This is a genomic window from Aestuariivita sp. (assembly GCF_021404545.1).
Lineage (GTDB): Bacteria > Pseudomonadota > Alphaproteobacteria > Rhodobacterales > Rhodobacteraceae > Aestuariivita.
Window position 1 is genome coordinate 47,220 of sequence record NZ_JAAWWD010000041.1, and the last position, 20,582, is coordinate 67,801.

Sequence of the window (20,582 nt, forward strand, 5' to 3'; positions counted from 1 at the left end):
TCTGCGCAATCCTCTTATGAAAAACTTTTTCAAAAAAATTGAGCGCGCTGGCGAACCCGTCCATAAAAAGGGCCAACCCAACGCGAGGGAGGACACGCTATGAGCTTTCAGAATCCGGTTTTCATCCCCGGCCCGACGAATATCCCCGAGGCGATCCGCAAAGCCTGCGATATGCCGACGATCGACCACCGCTCGCCGCTGTTCGCGTCGATCCTGCATCCCGCGCTGGATGGGGTACGCGCCGTGATGAAACAGACCGCAGGCGAGACATTTATCTTCCCCGCCTCGGGCACGGGCGGCTGGGAGACGGCGCTGACCAACACGCTGAATCCCGGCGATGGTGTGCTGGCCGCCCGCAACGGCATGTTCAGCCACAAGTGGATCGATATGTGTCAGCGGTTCGGCCTCGACGTGACGGTGGTCGATGTGGCGTGGGGCGATGGCCTGCCAGCCGCGCGGTTTGAAGAGATCCTGCGCGCGGATACCCAGGGCAAGATCAAGGCTGTTCTGGCGACGCACAATGAAACCGCCACGGGCGTGGTGTCCGATATCGCCGCCTTGCGCCGCGCGATGGATGCGGCAGGTCATGATGCGCTTCTGTTCGTCGATGGGGTCAGCTCTATCGGGTCGATGGATTTCCGCTTTGACGACTGGGGCGTGGATGTGGCTGTGACCGGGTCGCAGAAAGGGTTCATGCTGCCTGCGGGTCTGGCCATAGTCGGATTTTCGGACAAGGCGGTTACCGCATCCAAGTCCAACACGCTGCCGCGCACCTTCTGGTCGATTGACGACATGCGCAAGGGGTATGAGGCCAACGCCTATCCCTATACCCCGGCAGTGGGTCTGATGAACGGGCTGAAACTGGCCACCGAGATGTTGCTTGCAGAAGGGCTGGACGCGGTCTTTGCCCGCCATGCCCGTATTGCCGCTGGTGTCCGTGCCGCGAGTTTTGCTTGGGAGATGCGGCCCTGTGCAACGTCACCCGATCTATACTCCAACACCGTAACAGCGATCCGCACGCCCAAAGGGTTCAATGCCAGCGATATCGTGTCCCACGCGGCCGAAAGCTATGGCATGGCGTTCGGCACCGGGTTGGGTGACGTTGCGGGCCAGGTGTTCCGGATCGGGCATCTGGGCTCGATGACCGACGCCATGGCGCTGTCGGGCATTGCCACGGCCGAGATGGTCATGGCCGATCTGGGTCTGCCGATCCAGTTGGGCGCTGGCGTGGCCGCGGCCCAGAACGTCTATCGCTATGGTTCCACCGCAGACAAAATGGCAGCACAATGAAAGACATGACCCTCACCATTCCCACCTTTCAGGATATGCTGGATGCGCATGCGCGGATCGAGCCCTATATCCATCGCACGCCGGTGCTGACCTCGTCCTATTTCAACGAACTGACGGGGGCCGATCTGTTCTTTAAGTGCGAGAACTTTCAAAAGGCCGGTGCCTTCAAGGTGCGCGGCGCGTCGAACGCCGTATTTGGCCTGTCGGACGATATCGCCGCCAAGGGTGTGGCCACCCATTCGTCGGGCAATCATGCGTTGTCGCTCAGCTATGCGGCAGGGCGCCGGGGTATCCCGTGTCACGTGGTCATGCCGCGTACCGCACCCGAGGCCAAGAAAGCCGCCGTGCGCGGTTACGGCGGGATCATCACCGAATGCGAGCCCTCCACCACTTCGCGCGAGGCCGTCTTTGCCGAAGTTCAGGAGAAGACCGGGGCCGAGTTTGTGCACCCTTACAACGACCCGCGAGTGATCGCGGGGCAGGGCACCTGTTCGCGGGAATTCATGGAGCAGACCGGCGGGGTGGACATGATGGTGGCGCCTATCGGCGGCGGTGGCATGATTTCCGGCACATGTCTGACCCTGTCGACCCTGGCACCCGAGGTGGAGATCATCGCATCCGAACCCGAACAGGCCGACGATGCCTATCGCAGCTTCAAGGCGGGACGTATCATCGCCGACGATGCGCCGCAGACTATCGCGGACGGGCTCAAGGTTCCGCTCAAGGAGCTGACCTGGCATTTCGTGTCCAACCACGTCACCGACATCCTGACCGCTTCGGAGCAGGAGATCATCGACGCGATGAAACTGACCTGGCAGCGCATGAAAATCGTGATGGAACCCAGCTGCGCCGTGCCGTTGGCGACGATCCTCAAGAACAAGGAACGGTTCCAAGGCAAGCGCGTCGGCGTGATCATCACCGGTGGCAATGTCGATCTGGCAAAGCTGCCATGGATGGCGGAATGAATCCCGCCCTAGCGCAACATTCGTAGGGCGGGACTTGTCCCGCCACCCCCCGAAAAACATGGGAGAGAGAGAAGATGAAAGACATAACCAACCTTGACGCATATGAAGTGGGCTATGACATCCCGGCACTGCCCGGCATGGACGAGGCCGACATCCAGACGCCCGCGCTGGTGCTCGATCTGGACGCGCTTGAGCGCAATATCAAGAAGATGGGCGACTATGCCAAGGCCCACGGCATGCGCCACCGCGTGCATGGCAAGATGCACAAATCCGTCGACGTGGCGCAGCTCCAGATCGAACTGGGCGGCGCCTGTGGCGTCTGCTGCCAGAAGGTTTCCGAAGCCGAGGTGTTCGCCCGCGGCGGTATCAAGGACGTTCTGGTCTCCAACCAGGTCCGCGACCCGGCCAAAATCGACCGTCTGGCCCGCATGCCCAAGCTCGGCGCGCGGACGATCTGTTGCGTTGACGATCTGGCCAATGTGGCCGACCTGTCGGCGGCGGCGCAAAAGCACGGCACCGAAATCGAATGCCTTGTGGAAATCGACTGTGGCGCGGGCCGCTGCGGTGTGACCACGACACCCCAAGTGGTCGAGATCGCCAAGGCCATCGACACCGCGGAGGGCCTGAAATTCGCGGGCATCCAAGCGTATCAGGGCGCGATGCAGCACATGGACAGCTATGACGACCGCAAGGCCAAGATCGACATCGCGGTGGCGATGGTAAAGGACGCGGTGGACACCTTGAAGGCAAACGGCATCGAATGCGACATCGTTGGCGGGGGCGGCACGGGTTCGTATTACTTTGAATCGACCTCGGGCGTGTATAACGAGCTTCAATGTGGCTCTTATGCGTTCATGGATGCTGACTATGGTCGTATCCTCGACAAGGATGGCAACCGCATCGACCAGGGCGAATGGGAGAATGCGCTGTTCCTGCTGGCCAGCGTCATGAGCCATGCCAAGGCCGACAAGGCCATCGTGGATGCCGGGCTGAAAGCCCAGTCCGTCGATAGCGGCTTGCCCGTGGTGTTTGGCCGGACGGATGTGGAATACGTCAAATGCTCGGATGAGCATGGCGTGGTCGCCGATCCGGATGGCGTGCTCAACGTGAACGACAAGCTGAAACTGGTGCCGGGTCACTGCGATCCGACCTGCAACGTGCATGATTGGTATGTCGGTGTGCGCGACGGCAAGGTGGAAACGGTCTGGCCCGTCTCCGCACGCGGGCGAGCTTACTGATATGGGACTGGATACGCCAAAGGCAGACACCGCCGTCACCATCGTGCCCGAAGCCGAGATCGCAGGGCTTATCACCCCGCAGATCGCCTTTGACGCTGTCGAGGCCACCTTTGCCGCGATGGCGCGCAAATCGGCTTATAACTTCCCGGTCATACGCGAATCCATCGGTCATGCGGATGCGCTCTACGGCTTCAAGTCCGGTTTTGACCGCGACAGCCTGGCGCTGGGCCTGAAGTCCGGTGGCTATTGGCCCGGCAACGAGGCCAAAGGCCTGACCAATCACCAGTCGACCGTCATTCTGTTCGACGCTGATACAGGCCGGGTCAAGGCGCTTGTGGGCGGCAACCTCCTGACGGCGTTGCGGACGGCAGCGGCCTCGGCCGTGTCAATCAAACACCTCGCGCGCAAGCAGGCTCGCGTTTTGGGCATGATCGGGGCGGGTCACCAATCGGCGTTTCAGATGCGCGCCGCCGTGGCGCAGCGCGATTTCGACAAGGTCTTAGGATGGAACTATCACCCTGAGATGCTGTCGCGTCTTGAGCAGACAGCGACCGAACTTGGCCTGCCATTCGAGGCTGTCTCGCTTGACGATTTGGGCGCGCAAGCCGATGTCATAATCTCGATCACCTCGTCCTTTGACCCGATCCTGATGGACGCTCAGGTCCGCCCCGGTACGCATGTCGCCTGCATGGGCACCGACACCAAGGGCAAGCAGGAGGTCGAAGCCGCCCTGCTGACCCGCGCCACTGTCTTCACCGATGAGATCGCGCAGTCTGTGTCCATCGGCGAGGCGCAGCACGCCATCGCCAACGGAACGCTCAGCGCCGACCAGATTGTCGAGATCGGCGCGGTCATCAATGGCGACCACGCGGGACGCACAAGCGAAGAGGACATCACGCTATTCGACGGAACCGGTGTCGGGCTTCAGGATCTGGCGGTCGCACGTGTTGCGGTCGATCTGGCACAGGACAGTGGTGTGGCACTGAAGGTGGACTTCTAAGCGACACAAGACTGGCTCTGGCACTTGGCGCGCCCATTGCCTAAGCCTTGCCGGGCGGGGATTTCTCCCACCCCGCCCGGTCTATCGAAAGGCGCGCCATGTCCCAGAACATCACTCTTGCGATCAACGGTCTTGGCCGGATTGGACGCACTATTCTGCGCCAGATCGCCTTGCAAGGGCCGCAGAGTCAGCTCTGTGTCACGCATCTTAACGATCTCGCGCCGCTGGAGACCATTGCGTATCTCCTGCGTTTTGACAGCGTCTTTGGACCATTTCCGGGCGATATCTCGACGGCCGATGACACGCTGATCGTGAACGGAACGGAAATCGCCTATAGTCGTTCTCCGGCTCTGGAGGTGGATCTGTCGGGGGTGGATCTGCTGTTGGAATGCACAGGCAAAGCCACGACCCGCGACTGGGTCGAGCGTGGCGTGGCCCGGGGCGCACGGCAGGTGTTGATATCTGGCCCGTCGCCCGCAGCCGATGTGACGGTGGTGATGGGGGCCAATGATGACGCGCTGGGCGATGCGCGCATCGTCTCCAACGCCTCCTGTACGACAAACGCGCTTGCACCTCTGATCAAGGCTCTGGACACGGCCTGGGGGGTGGAGACGGCGCATATGACCACCATTCACTGCTATACCGGCAGCCAGCCGATGATCGACGCCCCGCGCGACGACCTGGCCCGGAGCCGCGCGGGCGCGTTGTCGATGGTGCCCACGACGACCAGTGCGACCAAGCTGATCGACACGGTCCTGCCGCATCTGGCCGGGCGCATCAGTGGCGCCGCGGTGCGGGTGCCGGTGGCCAGCGTGTCTGCTGTGGATGTTGTTGTGCAGGCGCGCGATTTGCCGACGGGCGATCTGGCCGAACCGCTTAAGGCGTTGGCCGAGGCATCGCCGGTGTTGGGCTGGACCGGCTGGCCCAACGTGTCGTCCGATCTGCGCGCCCGGTCCGAGTCAGTGATCCTCGCGCTGCCGGAAACCCAACGGATCGGGAACGGCCAGCTGCGTATCTTTGGCTGGTACGACAATGAATGGGGGTTTTCGGCGCGGATGCTGGACATGGCTCGCCGGATGACCGCGCGGGTGCTTTGATGCACATGGCGCGCCTGTGGACGAAAGAGAGACCCGGAAGGTCAGCGCCTGTGCCAATCGCCAAAAAGCTCCGAAAGACGCGTGGTCTGGCAGAGTCGGCGGATCCGCCTGATCCCCCTGCTGCTGCGGAGCGATGTGATGGAGGGCGCTGCACGATGATCCCTGAAACCATTCGCGCGGTTGTCGTTATAGGCCATTGCGATCTTGACACATTGGAACTCTAGGCCGATTGGCCCGTTCCCAAACCGGCGCCCGGCGACGTGCCGATCAGGGTCTCGGCCTGCGGCATCAACCACACGGATGCCAACCCCAGAAGCGGCTGGTACTCAAAGGCGGTCACCGGTGCTTCGGGCCGGGTTGGGTCGGCGCCGATCCAGATTGCCAATCGGCAGGCGGCGCGGCTCGTCGCACCGGTGGGGCAAGCCCGCTGAGAGGAGCGCTTTAGTCTGTAGGGACCCAATTCGGCATGGCATGGATCATCTTGTCGAGAAGGCGCAAGAACTCCGCCTGCTCTGCCTCACTGAGGGCCGCATGCATCGTCGCCTGCCGGTCGAGCAAGATCGGTAACGCGCGGGCAAGAAGATCTGACCCCGCATCTGTCAGAGACAGGCGTTTGATCCGTTTGTCGCGTGGATCGGTGTCGCGGGTGATCACCCCTTTGCGCACCAGATCCGAAATGGCCCGGCTGATGGAGTTCTTTGGCTGTCCCGTCACCTGCGCGACATCCCGTGCCAGCAAACCCGGCTGTTGGCGTAAACAATACAGGATCACGAATTCGGGCCGGGACAGGTCAAACCGCTCTGACAGTTCCCGATAAACTGTCGCGGTAAAGAAGTTGGCCAGGAAGTTCAGGCGCCAGACAGGCGAAAGCCCCGTGTCGTTGAGCATGGTCAGCGACAGCGGCCCGAACCGATCCACCATGGCCTGTGTCCGTGCGATTTTGGGGTGTTGGTCTTGGGTCATAACCCTTCCTACAGCAGCTTGGTTCCATATGGAACTTTACAAACTGTTCCATATGGAACTATATGAGGTGAGAGATTCCATCGCTCGTCTAGGGAGGAGAGCACATGACCAAGGTAATCGGCGCGCTCAGCGGCGTGGTTCTGGCGCTGAGCGCCACATGGGCGCAGGCGCAGGAGATGCGTATGTTGGGCGGCTTTCCAGAAGGGTTCATCTTTACCCGCGAAATGGCAAAACCGTTCATGGATCTGGTCCGAGAGGAGACAGGCGGCGCCGTCACCGTCGAATTTACCGGCCCGGATGCGGTGCCGCCGCTGGAACAGTTCGAGCCGGTGCAGGCGGGGGTCTTTGATCTGCTCTTTACTCACCCGGCCTATCATGCTGGCACCACGCCCGTGGGGCTGGCGATAGACGCCATCGGCTCTGACCCGACCAAGCGGCGTGAAGGCGGCATCATCGACTTTATCGACCAGTTCTATCAGGACAATCACGGCATGAAGCTGATCGCGGCTCCGGCCACGGGCACCAAGGGGTTTCGCTATTTCCTGAAAGAGCCGATCGCCGGGGAACCGGGTCTGGACGGGCTCAAGATCCGCGGGACCGTCTCATATCATCCGATGATCGAGGCGTTGGGCGGCAGCGGTGTCGTTCTGGGTGGTGGGGATGTCTATTCCGCTCTGCAAACAGGTGTTGTGGACGGGGCCGCCTGGGGTCTGACAGGGGCGCGGGATTTCAAATGGTATGAGGTCGCGGGCTATATGGCCGATCCGGTTTTCGGGCAGGTCGGGGTTATGATCTTTGCCAATCTCGACAGTTGGAACGGTCTGGATGCCGATACCCAGGCGGCCATTGAGCGGGCCGCGGTTCGGCTGGAAATGGGGGCAATTGAACGGTTCGACGCGCTCGCCGTCACCGAAAAGCAGGAACTGCTCGATCTTGGGATGAAGATGACCAGCTTTTCCGAGGCCGAAGGCGCACAGTTCGAGAGCCTCTGGTCGAATGGTGTCTGGTCCATCGCGGAGAAGAACGCACCCGAATCCGCCGCAGTACTGCGCGATCTTGCGCGCAAGGCCGGGCTCAGCGACTAGGTGCCTATGACACTTTCCGGATTGCATGATGCAAGCTCCCGCTGGCTCTTTGGGTTGGCGGGGGTCGCATTGGCTTTGGCGGTCGCACTTTACGTGATGGAGGTCGTGCTGCGTTATGCATTCAGCGCGCCGACCACATGGTCCGGAGAGGTCGTGCAATACATGCTGGCGATTACCATCTTTTGCGGCCTGCCCGAGATCACCCGCCGCACCGCCCATGTCGCGATCGACATCCTGCCGGATGCGTTGCCCAAACCCGCGGCGGTCTGGCTCGGCCGGATGAACATGGGCCTTGCGACCCTGACCTGCGGAGCGGCAAGCTGCATCGTCGCGCGGGAGGCTTTCAAGCAGTTCGAGCGGGGCTTGATGACCAATGCCGCCCATCCCATTCCGCGTTGGTGGCTGACGGCGTTGATCGCGTTGGGGCTGGTCAGTGCCGCGCTGCATTTTGCGCGCTGGATTCGGGAGGGCCGGGGATGAGCTGGGCGGTATTCCTGATCATCGCGATCGGCCTGTTGCTGACGCTGCTCTTTTCGGGCACCAAGATTTTTGTCGGCTTCCTCGCGCTCAACCTGGTGGGTGTGATGCTGCTGATCGGGCCGCGCGGCTTTGGTCTTTTTACCAATTCGATGTTCGAGACGGCGACCTCGCCCACGTTGATGACTGTGGCGCTGTTTGTGCTGATGGGCGAGATCCTCTTTCGGTCGGGCACGGTCGAGGTGCTCTTTAACTCGGTCGACCGGTTGGTGGGCGGGCTGCGCGGGCGCCTCTATGTGGTGACCATCGCGCTTTCCACGGTGTTTGGTGCGCTGTCGGGATCGGCAGTGGCGGTGGCGGCGATGCTGGGCCGGTCGGTACTACCCCAGATGCAGGATCGCGGCTATGACCCACGCCTGTCGGCGGGCACGATCCTGGCGGGCGCATCGCTTGCCCCGATTATCCCGCCCAGCCTTTTGGCGATCATCGTGGGCTCGCTCGCCGATGTGTCGATTGCGGGGCTGTTGGTGGCGGGTATCCTGCCGGGGCTCCTCTTTGCCGCGCTGACCCTGGGCTATGTGTTTTTGCGCGATGTACCGCCGCCCGCGCCACCGCAAGCCGAGACAGGGTCGGCCCTGCGCGCGGTGCTGAAGATGACGCCGTTTCTGTTGGTGATCTTTGCGGTGATGGGCCTGATCCTGTTGGGGATTGCGACCCCTTCGGAAAGCGCCGCCACGGGTGTCGTCGGCGCATTGATCGTCGCCGCGATCAGCGGGCGGCTCAGCTTGGCCCTCCTGCGCGAGGCAATTGGTTCGGCCGTTATCACCGCAGGTGTGATCCTGATCATCATCTGCTCGGCCAAGCTGTTTTCGCAACTGCTGTCCTTTGCCGGGGCCACGCGCGGATTGGTCAGTATGATGTCTGACCTGGGTCTGGGGCCGGATATGACGTTCTTGCTGATGATGCTGATCCCGTTTGTGCTGTGTATGTTCATCGACCAGATCGCATTCATGCTGCTGGCAATCCCGATCTATCAGCCGATTGTCGCCGCCATGGGCTTTGATCCGATCTGGTTCTGGACCCTGTTCATGATCAACCTGACGGTAGGGTCGCTGACGCCACCTTTCGGCTACACGCTCTTTGCGCTCAAAGGGGCATCCGACAGGCTCAGCACGGGCCAGGTATTTGGCGCCGCCTGGCCCGTGGTGGCGATCTTTGTGACTGGCATGGTTGTACTGTGGGCGGTACCAGGCTTGGTCACGACCATCCCAGGACTGATCCGATGACCTGGAGGGACCATGATACAGCATCCTCTCATTGGATCGCGTCCAGCGATGTGAGGGGTCTCAAGCTGCACCTGCGCGCGCGCGGGGATGGCGATCGGCCGGTGCTTTTTGTGCATGGTGCCACCTATGCCAGCCGCCTCTACGATATCCCTCATCCAGGGGCGAGCTGGCTGGCGGATGTGGCCCGGCACGGGTTTGCCGGATACGCGCTGGATATCCGCGGCTATGGCCTGTCCCATGCCGAGGATATGGAGCGGTCCGGCGCGCCCTATGCGGCTGCCGCAGACGCGGTGAAGGATATCGCGGACGCGGTGGACTGGATCTCCGCCCGGCACGGGGTTGATCGGTTGCGGCTGATCGGCGGGTCCTGGGGGTCGATCACTACGGCGCTTTACACTGCGGGGCCTGGTGCCGCGCAGGTCGAGCGGCTGGTGCTATATGCCCCGATCTTTGCCGAGGCCAATGCCGGATGGCGCGCCCTTTTGGCCGACCCAGATCACCCGGATCGTTTCAACCCGGCCCTGGGACCCGCGCGTCTGGTCAGTGAAGAGGCCACGCGCGCCCGCTGGAACGCAGAGATCCCCGATGGTGCGGCATGGCGCGATGAGGCCGTCTTTCAGGCGCTGGTTCAATCCAGCCTTGCGGATGATCCGCAGTCATACCGCCATGACACGCCTGCCTTCCGTGCGCCCAATGGGACGCTGACAGATCTGTGGCAGGCATTTCGCGGCGTCGCGCTTTATGATCCGACCCGAATCAAGTGTCCGACGCTGTTGATCCGGGGGGCCGCCGACCCGACATCGACCCGCAGCGATGCGCTGAGGCTTTTTGATCGCTTGGGCGGGGAACATCGGCAGTATGTGGAGATCGCGAACGGCGCCCATTTCGTGAGTGCAGAGCGCAAATCGGCACAGGTCTTTGACCATGCGGCCACATTTCTGAACGCAGTGTTCTGATGCCGCGCCCATTTTTTGGGCAGCGGTGACCGTATCGCTGCACAAAGCCTGCCAATTTCACGGTCGATCTGTTCAGTTTCTGTGCGAATTCCGCCACAACCGGGAATGTGACCGCAAACATGCCCAAAGAAACCCGCGCTGAGGATGTGATCGTCTTTACCGATCTCGATGGCACCTTGCTGGATCACCAAAGCTATGAGTATGGCCCCGCGCGTCAGACGCTGGGGCGGTTGCGGCGCCTAAACGTGCCGCTGGTCTTGGCCAGCTCGAAAACCGCCGCGGAGATGATCCCGCTGAGAGAGGAGCTGGGCTTGGCCCAGTGGCCAATGATCTGTGAGAATGGTGCCGGTGCGGTCGGCCCAAGTGGGCCCGCGCCTCAACAGCGCGCAGAGTATGCCCGGTTGCGGCGCGCGCTGGATGATCTTCCCAGAACATTGCGTCGGCCTTTTGAGGGGTTTGGCGATATGGGTCCTGAACGGATCGCTCAGGTCACCGGGCTGTCTATTGTGGCGGCCAGGTTGGCGGCTCAGCGACAGTTCTCCGAGCCGGGGCTCTGGACGGGGGCCGATCCGACGCTCCAGGGGTTTCTCAGCCTCCTCCAGGACAAGGGTATCTTTGCCCGGCGAGGCGGACGGTTTCTAACGCTGAGTTACGGCGCAAGCAAGGCCGATCAGATGCGCGGCATTGTTGAGAGCCTGGGCAAGCGCGTTATCATTGCCTTGGGGGATGCCCCCAATGACGCCGAGATGTTGGCTTCTGCCCAATATGCGATCATCCTGCCCAATGAGCGCGGTACTGCCATGTCCGATCTGGGCACAAGTGCCGCCGAGCAGATCAGGGCCGCCGCTCCCGGACCCGAAGGATGGAACGACAGCCTGGGCACGCTGCTCACCCGGCTTGGATTGCCTCGTTAAGAAAAGGACTTTATGTGGCCGACTTTCATCAAAACGGAAACATCGCGACACTGCATAACCTGCGCGCCGGGTCAGTACAGGCGATGGAACATGCGGTGACAACCTTTGGCCAGTCGCGCAAGATCACTCTGATCCTGCCCTCGCTTTATTCCGAGCTGGAGGCACCGGCGCTGGCGCATATCGTGGATGAGCTGGCGCAGGTGCCCTATCTGCACCGGATTATCATTGGCCTGGACCGTGCCGACCGCGACCAGTTCACCCATGCCACACAGTATTTCGCCCGCCTGCCGCAGGATCATGTGGTGATCTGGAACGACAGCCCCCGGCAAAAAGCCATTGGCGCGCGTCTTGAGGCGATGGGGCTTTACCCGGCCGAGCCCGGAAAGGGCAAGAACGTGTGGAGTTGTTTAGGCTATCTGATGGCCTGTCGTGACAGCGATGTGGTGGCGATCCATGATTGCGACATCACCACCTATAGCCGGGAGATGCTGACGCGGCTGGTCTATCCCGTCGCCAATCCGAATTTCCCGTATCAGTTGGCCAAGGGCTACTACCCTCGGATCGGCAATGGCAGTATGAACGGGCGCGTGACCCGGTTGTTGATCAGCCCCATCCTGATCGCGTTGAAAAAGGTGATCGGAGATCGCGATTACATCGATTACCTGCGCTCTTTCCGCTATCCTCTATCGGGTGAATTTGCCATGCGGACGGGAATGTTGCCTGATCTGCGCATCCCGTCGGATTGGGGGCTGGAGATCGGCGTTTTGTCGGAGGCCTGGCGCAATCTGGCGCCGAAATCCGTTTGTCAGGTAGAGATTGCAGATGCCTATGATCACAAGCACCAGGATCTGAGCGCGCAGGATGCAGGTACCGGGCTGAACCGGATGTCCACGGATATCTGCAAGGCGATTTTTCGCAAGCTGGCGGCGGATGGCACAGTTTTTACAACACACATCTTTCGGACACTCAAGGCCACCTATTATCGCACAGCGCTGGATCTCTTGGAGAGCTATTACAACGATGCCGCAATGAACGGGCTGACGCTAGACCGGCATCGGGAAGAGCAGTCGATCGAGCTTTTTGCCGAAAACATCATGCGGGCCGGGCAGGTGTTTCTGGAAAACCCGTCCGAAACACCCTTTATTGCAACCTGGAGTCGGGTGAACGCCGCCGATCCCGATCTTATGCGCGACATGCTGCGCGCGGTGGCCGACGACTATGACGAAATCAAAGGAGCCTAAGCGAGTTTGGTAGTGGGGCTAACTTTCTTGGTCCTGCAGGATCGTTGGGTTCCATCCCCACGGGGATTACGTTCAACCGGTCTTGGTTCTCCAATCTGTCAACGTGTCCTGAGCTACCCGCCGAAATTCGGACACTGACGTAAGCTGCGATTTTCTGTCTGCTGATCTTCAACACGAAGGAGATCAGAAATGTCGCAACGGAAGCAACATCATCCAGAATTCAAAGCCAAAGTGGCGTTGGAGGCGCTGAAAGGCAAGGAGACGGTTAGCGAGTTGGCCAGTCGGTTCGGCGTGCATCCGACGATGATCCATCAGTGGAGGCGGGCGCTGCTTGAAGGCGCGTCTGGTGTATTTGAGCGCGGTGGCTGGAAAGCGCCGGAAATTGACGAAGAGCAGGTGAAAGACCTGCACGCCAAGATCGGGGAGCTGGCTGTCGCCAATGATTTTTTGGCCAGAAAGCTCAAACCCTGGTCCGGCCAGTGAGACGCAAGATGATTGAGCCGAACCTACCAGGTCTGTCCGTGGACAAACAATGCGCCTTGCTGTCGATCTCGCGGTCGTCGTTTTACTATGACCCCAAGGTCGAGACCGAGATGAACCTCGATCTGATGCGCCTGATCGATAAGCAGTTTCTGGAGACGCCTTTCTATGGCGTGCGTCAGATGACATGGCATCTGCGCAATAATGACCACCTGGTCAATGAGAAGCGCATCCGGCGTTTGATGCGGCGGATGGGCCTCATGCCGATCTATCAAAAGCCCAACACAAGCAAGGCCGCGAAGGGGCACAAGATCTACCCCTACCTGCTGCGTGGCTTGCGGGTGACGCGACCCAACCAGGTTTGGGCGGCCGACATCACCTACCTGCCAATGCGCAAGGGGTTCGTGTATTTGGTCGCCATCATGGACTGGCACACCCGCAAGGTTTTGGCCTGGCGCATATCGAACACGCTGGAGGCCGGGTTCTGCGTGGACCCGCGCACCCAGGCCTACGTCGCCAGACGCATCGCATCTGGAAACTCAAAGCTATTCGCAGCCTCAAACGCTACATCGCGCGCGAAGTCTTTGGCATTATCATGAGGCGCCAGAAACAGATCAATCGGTCTCAGATCGTCGCTTGACCCTCAGAAGGGCGTCCAGGGCAGCCAGTTTACATCCTTCGCCTGGACAGGCTTCCTGCGGCGTTCAAACGTGCGTATCTCCCCTCTCGGCCGATTTTGCTTAACAAAATCGCCTACCGGGCAATGGATGGATGGCAAGGCCGGTTGCTGGACAATATCTTTGTTGAACGGCTTTGGCGGTCCCTGAAATACAAATGCGCTTATCTGCATGCTTGGGAAACCGGATCAGAGGCCAAAGCCGGTGTCACCAAGTGGATGGACTTCTACAATCACAAACGTCCCCATTCCGCTCTTGGCGCCAAACCACCCGTTGTGATCTACTGGCGGCGAACCGAAGCAACTCAACCCGATCAGCAGGTCCAAAGAGTAGCTCACTCTACGCCAGAACCTGTCCAACTATTGCGGAGTAGCTCACTCGATATACTCCAGATAGCGCAGACCGCCATGAAAAAGCTTGGTTGAGGCCGACGAGGTCGCCTGCGCCAGATCGCCTTGTTCGGCCAGTGTCACAGACAGCCCGCGCCCGGCCCCATCCCGGTCGATGCCACAGCCATTGATGCCGCCGCCGATGATAAAGAGATCGCGTGGTGCGTCAGGGGTCGTCATGGTGCCTTTTGGGCCTCTCTTTTTGGTGTGGGTCCAAGCCAAACTGCACTTGACCCCACCGCGCGCCCCGGCCACCGTCGCGCCGATTCAGGGAGGACAGGGGATGCTGAACCGAAAGGGCCCGCTGACGGGGGTACGCGTGGTGGAGTTTGCGGGGTTGGGACCGGCGCCCTTCGCTTGCATGATGCTAGCAGATATGGGGGCCGAGGTGGTGCGGATCGCACGGCCCGGTCAGAGGCCACTTTTTGGGATCGACCAGAAATTCAACCTCTATGATCGCTCCCGCGCGTCGGTGACGCTGGATCTGCGGACAGCCGATCAGCATGCGCAGGCGGTCGAACTGGCCAGCCGCGCCGAGATCGTGATCGAAGGGTTCCGCCCCGGCGTGATGGAGCGACTGGACCTAGGTCCCGAGACCCTTCTGGCGCGCAATCCCGCGCTGGTCTTTGGCCGGATGACAGGCTGGGGACAGGACGGGCCGCTCAGCGACCGGGCCGGGCATGACCTGAACTATATGGCGATCTCCGGCGCGCTCTGGGCAATTGGCCCGGCAGAGTCCCCGCCACCCCCGCCGCAGAACATCGTGGCAGATCTCGCGGCAGGCGGCATGATGCTGGTCACCGGCGTGCTGGCCGCCTTGACCCATGCGCGTGCCACGGGTGAGGGGCAGGTCGTGGATACCTGCATGTCGGACGGTGCGGCGCTGATGATGGTGATGCAATACGGGCTCAAGGCCGCGGGGCTGGGGCATGGCGGCGCGCGCGGCGCGGACATGCTGAATGGCGGATCGGCCTGGTATCAGTGCTATGAGACAAGGGATGGCGGCCATGTCTCGATCGGCGCGATCGAGCCGCAGTTTTTCGCAGCCCTGCTGGAGGCCGTGGGCCGCGCGGACGATCCGGTCTTTGCCGATCAATACGGCGTGGGACGGCAAGGCGCGATGCGGGATGCGCTGTGCGCCCTCTTTCTGGAAAAAACCCGCGATGAATGGGCCCTAATTCTGGAACGCGTGGATGCCTGTTTCGCTCCCGTCCTGTCGATGGAGGAGGCGCCCGGCTACCCGCACAACATCGCAAGGGGCACCTTTGTCGAAACCGACGGCATCGTCCAGCCCGGCCCTTGCCCGCGCTTTTCGGCAACACCGTCCGACCCGCCCACTCATGGGGATGCGGGGCGCGTGACGGTGGCCGACGTTCTGACCGCCTGGGATCCATAGCGGACGGACAGCGCAAATTGGACCCTTGTCTGGTGCGCCAGATCTGCCAAGCTGGTGCCAGAGCTGTCCGCTCAGTGGCAGCATGGAACCGTCAGGGAGACTTTGACCATGACCGCACTGACAAACCGCCTTGCCTGGGCCGCGTCTTTTGCCTTGGCCGCTGGCTTTGGCACCGCACAGGCGCAACAGACCGACATCACCGTGGGCCTTCAACTGGAACCTCCGCATCTGGATCCGACAAGCGCCGCGGCAGGCGCCATCGACAACGTTCTTTATTCCAATGTGTTCGAAGGCCTCACCCGTTTCATGGGCGACGGATCGGTCGTGCCCGGTCTCGCAGAAAGCTGGGAAATCTCGGATGATGGATTGGTGTATAGCTTCACTCTCCGGGGCGGCGTGACGTTCCACGACGGAACCACAATGGACGCAGAAGACGTTAAATTCAGCCTGGACCGCGCCCGGGCCGAGGACAGTGTGAACGCGCAAAAAGCGCTCTTTGAGGGGATCGCGGACGTCACCGTGGTGGATCCGCTGACCGTGGAGGTGACGCTGGCCGAACCCAACGGAAATTTCCTTTTCAACATGGCCTGGGGTGACGCGGTGATCGTGGCTCCCGAAAGCATCGAGGGGATTAAACAAACGCCCATCGGCACTGGCGCGTTCCGGTTCGTGGAATGGGTACAGGGCGACCGCATCACGCTGGAGAAAAACGCCGATTACTGGGGGGCGCCTGCACAGCTGGAACGTGCGACGTTCCAGTTCATCTCGGACCCCACCGCAGCCTTTGCCGCGATGATGGCCGAGGATATCGATGCCTTCAGCGGCTTTCCTGCGCCCGAAAACCTGCCGCAATTCGATGCCGATCCGAGGTTTCAGGTGCTTGTTGGCTCCACCGAAGGGGAGACAATCCTGTCGACCAACAATCTGCAACCGCCCTTTGACGATCTGAGGGTTCGGCAGGCCCTGGCCCATGCCATCGACCGGCAAGCAATCATCGATGGCGCGATGTTTGGCTATGGCACACCAATCGGCACACATTTCGCGCCGCATAATCCGGCCTATGTGGATCTGACCGGTCTGTCGGCCCATGATCCCGACAAGGCGCGCGTGCTTCTGGCAGAGGCTGGATTCCCGGACGGGTTCGAGACCACATTGCATCTGCCGCCGCCATCCTATGCCCGCCGCGGGGGAGAGATCATCGCCGCACAGCTGGCCGAGGTCGGCATCACCGCCGAGATCATCAATGTCGAATGGGCTCAATGGCTCGAAACCGTGTTTCGGGGCAAGAATTTCGGGCTGACCATCGTGAGCCATACCGAACCGATGGATATCGGGATCTATGCGCGGCCCGACTATTACTTTCAATATGACAATCCGACGTTTCAGGAGCTGATGGCCACGCTGAACACCACCACGGATCCTGAGGCGCGGACGTCGCTGATGGCGGATGCGCAACGTATGATCGCAGACGATTTTGTAAACGGCTATCTATTCCAACTGGCCGCATTGGGGGTGGCCAAGGCCGATCTGCAAGGGCTGTGGGTGAACGCGCCAACTCAAGCCACCGATCTGACGTCTGTAAGCTGGGCCAACTGAGACAGATGGCTCCTTCGGGGGCCATTTTTTGACGCAAAAAATGAAAAGAAAATGACGCATTTTCTGGGCGCCTTGAACAGATGTCAGGCCCCAGATTTTGCGTCAAAATCTGAGCATTTTCTGTGTCAGAAAATGCTCAACTGGCGGCCATCCAAAGACCCTCATCCTTCACCAGGTCATAAGCCTCATCCAGGGCGATCCGCGCACGCCCGATCAGGGTGTCGATCTCATCCGGTGTGATCACCAAAGGCGGTGATATGATCATGCGATCTCCCACATGGCGCATTACCAGATTATTGGCAAAGCACCGCTCCCGCACGGCATAACCAACCGTTCCCGGTTCGGAGGCGAATTTCGCGCGACTCTCCTTGTCTGGTGTGAGGGCAATGGACCCCATCATGCCGACGATCTTTGCCTCACCGACCATCGGATGGTCCAGCAGACCTTCCCATTTCTCCTTGAGATAAGGGGCCGCAATGCTCTGCACGTGGCCCACCACACCCTCTTCCTCCAGTATGCGCAGGTTTTCGAGTGCCACCGCGCAGGCCACGGGATGCCCTGAATAGGTATACCCGTGGTTGAACTCCCCCTGCCCGATCACATGCGCCACCTCATCCGATACGATCGAGCCCCCGATAGGCTGATAGCCCGAGCTGAGGCCCTTGGCTATGGTCATGATGTCCGGCCGGATGTTCAGCGTTTGGGACCCGAACCAGTTCCCGGTCCGCCCAAAGCCACAGATCACCTCATCGGCGATCAACAGGATCTCGTACCTGTCGCAGATCCGCTGGATCTCGGGCCAATAGGTCTCGGGCGGCACGATCACGCCCCCCGCCCCCTGTACCGGCTCGGCGATAAAGGCCGCCACGCGATCCTCCCCAAGTGCCTCGATCGCCTCTTCGAGCTCGCGCGCCCGCGCCAAGCCAAAGTCCTCGGGCGTCATGTCACCGCCTTCGGCCCACCAATTGGGCTGATTGATGTGGTGAATATCCGGGATCGGCATGCCGCCCTGTGCGTGCATCGCAGTCATTCCCCCCAGCGATCCGCTGCCCACGGACGAGCCGTGATAGGCGTTCTTGCGGCTGATGATCACCGATTTTTCCGGCTTTCCCTTCATCGCCCAATAGGTACGGACCATGCGGATGTTGGTATCGTTCGCCTCCGATCCGGAGCCTGCAAAAAAGACGTGATTGAGATCGCCCGGTGCCAGTTCGGCCAGCTTTTGGGCTAGCGCAATCGCGGGCACATGGGTCGTCTGAAAGAACGTGTTGTAATAGGGCAGCTCGCGCATCTGGCGCGCCGCGACATCGGCCAACTCGCCCCGGCCGTAGCCGATATTGACGCACCACAGCCCCGCCATGGCGTCAATGAGCCGGTTGCCGTCGCTATCGGTCAGCCACACACCATCCGCGCGGGTGATGACACGCGGGCCTTTGGCGGCCAGCTCTGCCCCGGCGGTGAAAGGATGCATATGGTGCGCCGAATCGAGCGCCTGAAGCTCAGCGGTGGGCATGTGGTTGGTGATCTGGGACATCGCAGGAGCCTCCGACTTAAGATAGGCCCTCAGAATATGATCAAATTCTGACGAGTCAATCGAATCGATTGCCCCGCGCGGTCTCTTCCAGCACCTGAACCATTTGTCCGGTCCCCTGCTCCACATCCGCCTCCATCGCGCGGGCGGCTGCCGCGGCGTCGCCCGTTTTTAGTGCAGCCAACAGCTCCTTGTGACGGTCTGGTAGATTTTCGGTGCCGAACCGACCGCAGACAACCCGCAGAGATGGCCCGAAACGCAGCCAAAGGCGATCCGCCACGCTCTGCAGGATGGGCGCGCGCGCCTCATCGTAGAGGCGCATGTGAAACCGGTAATTGGCGGTCAGATACCCGTGCACATCCCCTTGCCGAATGGCCCCGTCCAGAGCCGCATCAATCGCAGAGAGATCACCGATTGCCGCATGTCCAATCTGGACGGCGGCCAGCGTAGCCAATTGCGATTCAATCGTTTTTCGCAGAAATGCGATCTCTTCGAGATCGGAGGCGGTCAAGGTTGGAACGCTGACCCGGCGATTGCCCTGAAACCTCAATGCGCCATCCGAGATCAGGCGTCGGATCGCCTCGCGCACCGGGGTCATGCCTGCCTCCAGGGACTGCACCAGCCCTTGGATGGTCACCGCTTCGCCCGGAGCGAGTTCGCCAAACAAGATCTGTTCACGCAATCGCCGGTAGACGACCTCATGTGCGGGCAGGTTCGAGGGGATTTCGGAGGCTTCGTTCGCCTCCTTGTTCATCACATTCACCTCAGGGCCCTTTCGCATCGCTGTTGCCGTCTTGCGCGCATTATCCGCGCGTGAAATCATAAAAGACATTGCCCGAAGAGGCAAAACTTGATCAAATTGGCGTAACCCGTGCGCCCAAGCCCGGGCACACCAAAGGGGAGTTTATCATGAATACCAAACTGCTGTCGCTGACTGCCGTTTTCGCCATGACCACGGCCGCGGTATCTGCTGATGAGGTTCGTGTCTACAACTGGTCCGACTATATCGATGAGGAGTTGTTGACCAAGTTCGAGGAGGAGACCGGGCTCGAGCTGGTCTATGACGTGTTCGATTCCAACGAGGTCCTGGAGACCAAGATGTTGGCCGGCGGATCGGGCTATGATGTGGTGGTGCCCTCCGGCACGTTCCTGCAACGCCAGGTCCAGGCGGGCGCTTTCCAGAAACTGGACAAGGCACAACTGCCGAACCTGGAAAACATGTGGGAGGTCGTCGAAGCGCGGACCGATCAATACGATCCCGGAAACGAGTACTCGATCAACTACATGTGGGGAACAACGGGCATCGGCGTGAATGTCGGCAAGGTCCAGGAGGTTCTGGGTGAGGATGCGCCCATCGGCTCGCTGGCCTTGATCTTCGATCCGGCCAATATGGAGAAGCTGGCGTCCTGCGGTGTGCATTTCCTGGATGCCCCGACCGAGATGATCCCGGCGGCGCTGAAATATATCGGCGAAGACCCTGACAGCCATGACCCTGATGTCATCGCCAAGACCGAACCGGTCCTGATGGGCGTGCGGCCCTATGTGCAGAAGTTCCACAGCTCGGAATATATCAATGCGCTGGCCAATGGCGAGATCTGCGTGGCCTTCGGCTGGTCCGGGGACATCCTGCAAGCGCGCGACCGCGCGGCCGAGGCCGATAACGGAGTCGAAATCGCCTATAACGCCCCGACCGAAGGCGCGCTGATGTGGTTCGACCAGATGGCGATTCCAGTGGACGCCCCCAATCCCGAAGGCGCACATGCCTTTTTGAACTTCATCATGGATCCGCAGAACATCGCGGCGGCATCGAACTATGTCTACTATGCCAATGGCAATGCGGCGTCCAAAGAGTTCCTGGTCGGGGATGTGATCAACGACACCGCGATCTATCCCGATGAGGCGACGCTGGAGAACCTGTTCACCACCACGCCCTATCCGGCGCGGGTGCAGCGAACCGTGACGCGGCTGTGGACCAAAATCAAATCGGGCACCTAGAAGCCT

19 protein-coding genes and 4 pseudogenes are annotated in these 20,582 nt (G+C 60.8%); 18 read left to right on the plus strand and 5 right to left on the minus strand.

Features of this window, described 5'->3' with window-relative positions; all coding sequences use genetic code 11:
* The first annotated feature begins 99 nt into the window (after window positions 1–99).
* The 5 genes from bhcA (at window position 100) to HEP69_RS14330 (ending at window position 5,590) form a co-directional block, all read left to right on the plus strand.
* Window positions 100–1,290 (plus strand): L-aspartate--glyoxylate aminotransferase BhcA, encoded by a 1,191-nt coding sequence (gene bhcA, locus HEP69_RS14310; RefSeq protein WP_290559225.1) that lies wholly within the window; start codon window positions 100–102, stop codon window positions 1,288–1,290.
* The gene (gene bhcB / locus HEP69_RS14315; protein ID WP_290559226.1) at window positions 1,287–2,255 is read left to right on the plus strand and encodes a beta-hydroxyaspartate dehydratase BhcB; all 969 of its coding nucleotides are present in this window, start codon (window positions 1,287–1,289) and stop codon (window positions 2,253–2,255) included. The genes bhcA and bhcB overlap by 4 nt, the downstream gene beginning before the upstream one ends.
* 74 nt (window positions 2,256–2,329) lie before the next feature.
* Complete coding sequence (bhcC, locus tag HEP69_RS14320) at window positions 2,330–3,493, plus strand: 3-hydroxy-D-aspartate aldolase BhcC (protein WP_290559227.1); 1,164 nt, start codon at window positions 2,330–2,332, stop codon at window positions 3,491–3,493.
* A 1-nt stretch (window position 3,494) separates the two neighbouring features.
* Window positions 3,495–4,493: an iminosuccinate reductase BhcD gene (bhcD, locus tag HEP69_RS14325; RefSeq protein ID WP_290559228.1), complete on the plus strand. Its 999-nt coding sequence runs from the start codon at window positions 3,495–3,497 to the stop codon at window positions 4,491–4,493.
* A 98-nt stretch (window positions 4,494–4,591) separates the two neighbouring features.
* On the plus strand, window positions 4,592–5,590 hold the full coding sequence (locus tag HEP69_RS14330) for a glyceraldehyde 3-phosphate dehydrogenase NAD-binding domain-containing protein (RefSeq protein WP_290559229.1): 999 nt from the start codon (window positions 4,592–4,594) through the stop codon (window positions 5,588–5,590).
* A 220-nt stretch (window positions 5,591–5,810) separates the two neighbouring features.
* On the opposite strand, the gene HEP69_RS14335 is transcribed toward HEP69_RS14330, so the two are convergent.
* On the minus strand, window positions 5,811–5,975 hold the full coding sequence (locus tag HEP69_RS14335) for a hypothetical protein (RefSeq protein ID WP_290559230.1): 165 nt from the start codon (window positions 5,973–5,975) through the stop codon (window positions 5,811–5,813).
* A 56-nt stretch (window positions 5,976–6,031) separates the two neighbouring features.
* Window positions 6,032–6,553 (minus strand): MarR family winged helix-turn-helix transcriptional regulator, encoded by a 522-nt coding sequence (locus HEP69_RS14340; protein WP_290559231.1) that lies wholly within the window; start codon window positions 6,551–6,553, stop codon window positions 6,032–6,034.
* Between the two features lie 104 nt (window positions 6,554–6,657).
* On the opposite strand from HEP69_RS14340, the gene dctP reads away from it, so the two are divergent.
* The 10 genes and pseudogenes from dctP to HEP69_RS14390 form a co-directional block, all read left to right on the plus strand.
* Window positions 6,658–7,638, plus strand: a complete 981-nt coding sequence (gene dctP, locus HEP69_RS14345; RefSeq protein ID WP_290559232.1) for a TRAP transporter substrate-binding protein DctP — start codon at window positions 6,658–6,660, stop codon at window positions 7,636–7,638.
* 6 nt (window positions 7,639–7,644) lie between these two features.
* Window positions 7,645–8,118 carry a TRAP transporter small permease gene (locus HEP69_RS14350; protein WP_290559233.1) on the plus strand — a complete coding sequence of 158 codons (474 nt, stop codon included), beginning with the start codon at window positions 7,645–7,647 and terminating at the stop codon, window positions 8,116–8,118.
* Entirely contained in the window at window positions 8,115–9,401 is a 1,287-nt protein-coding gene (locus HEP69_RS14355) for a TRAP transporter large permease (protein ID WP_290559234.1), read from the plus strand. Before HEP69_RS14350 ends, HEP69_RS14355 begins: the two co-directional genes overlap by 4 nt.
* Window positions 9,398–10,357, plus strand: coding sequence for an alpha/beta fold hydrolase (locus tag HEP69_RS14360; RefSeq protein ID WP_290559235.1), 960 nt, complete (start codon window positions 9,398–9,400; stop codon window positions 10,355–10,357). The genes HEP69_RS14355 and HEP69_RS14360 overlap by 4 nt, the downstream gene beginning before the upstream one ends.
* Window positions 10,358–10,476: 119 nt before the next feature.
* Entirely contained in the window at window positions 10,477–11,271 is a 795-nt protein-coding gene (locus HEP69_RS14365) for an HAD hydrolase family protein (RefSeq protein ID WP_290559236.1), read from the plus strand.
* Window positions 11,272–11,285: 14 nt separating this feature from the next.
* Window positions 11,286–12,512: a glycosyl transferase gene (locus HEP69_RS14370; RefSeq protein WP_290559237.1), complete on the plus strand. Its 1,227-nt coding sequence runs from the start codon at window positions 11,286–11,288 to the stop codon at window positions 12,510–12,512.
* Between the two features lie 189 nt (window positions 12,513–12,701).
* A complete protein-coding gene (locus HEP69_RS14375; protein ID WP_290559238.1) occupies window positions 12,702–12,995 on the plus strand; it encodes a transposase in 294 nt (97 codons plus the stop codon).
* Window positions 12,996–13,120: 125 nt separating this feature from the next.
* Window positions 13,121–13,453: pseudogene (locus HEP69_RS14380) on the plus strand (IS3 family transposase); the annotation flags it as partial.
* Between the two features lie 30 nt (window positions 13,454–13,483).
* Window positions 13,484–13,632: pseudogene (locus tag HEP69_RS14385) on the plus strand (IS110 family transposase); the annotation flags it as partial.
* Between the two features lie 22 nt (window positions 13,633–13,654).
* Window positions 13,655–13,929, plus strand: a pseudogene (locus HEP69_RS14390) (integrase core domain-containing protein); the annotation flags it as partial.
* A 123-nt stretch (window positions 13,930–14,052) separates the two neighbouring features.
* On the opposite strand, the pseudogene HEP69_RS14395 reads toward HEP69_RS14390, so the two are convergent.
* Window positions 14,053–14,238, minus strand: a pseudogene (locus HEP69_RS14395) (FAD-dependent oxidoreductase); the annotation flags it as partial.
* A 103-nt stretch (window positions 14,239–14,341) separates the two neighbouring features.
* On the opposite strand from HEP69_RS14395, the gene HEP69_RS14400 reads away from it, so the two are divergent.
* Window positions 14,342–15,454 (plus strand): CaiB/BaiF CoA-transferase family protein, encoded by a 1,113-nt coding sequence (locus HEP69_RS14400; protein ID WP_290559239.1) that lies wholly within the window; start codon window positions 14,342–14,344, stop codon window positions 15,452–15,454.
* 108 nt (window positions 15,455–15,562) lie between these two features.
* Window positions 15,563–17,050 carry an ABC transporter substrate-binding protein gene (locus tag HEP69_RS14405; RefSeq protein WP_290559240.1) on the plus strand — a complete coding sequence of 496 codons (1,488 nt, stop codon included), beginning with the start codon at window positions 15,563–15,565 and terminating at the stop codon, window positions 17,048–17,050.
* Between the two features lie 136 nt (window positions 17,051–17,186).
* Here HEP69_RS14405 and HEP69_RS14410 read toward each other — a convergent pair whose 3' ends face one another.
* Window positions 17,187–18,584: an aspartate aminotransferase family protein gene (locus tag HEP69_RS14410; RefSeq protein ID WP_290559241.1), complete on the minus strand. Its 1,398-nt coding sequence runs from the start codon at window positions 18,582–18,584 to the stop codon at window positions 17,187–17,189.
* Window positions 18,585–18,639: 55 nt separating this feature from the next.
* Window positions 18,640–19,335: a GntR family transcriptional regulator gene (locus tag HEP69_RS14415; RefSeq protein WP_290559242.1), complete on the minus strand. Its 696-nt coding sequence runs from the start codon at window positions 19,333–19,335 to the stop codon at window positions 18,640–18,642.
* Between the two features lie 155 nt (window positions 19,336–19,490).
* Here HEP69_RS14415 and HEP69_RS14420 point away from each other — a divergent pair, with 155 nt between their 5' ends.
* A complete protein-coding gene (locus HEP69_RS14420; protein ID WP_290559243.1) occupies window positions 19,491–20,576 on the plus strand; it encodes a polyamine ABC transporter substrate-binding protein in 1,086 nt (361 codons plus the stop codon).
* Window positions 20,577–20,582 lie beyond the last annotated feature (6 nt).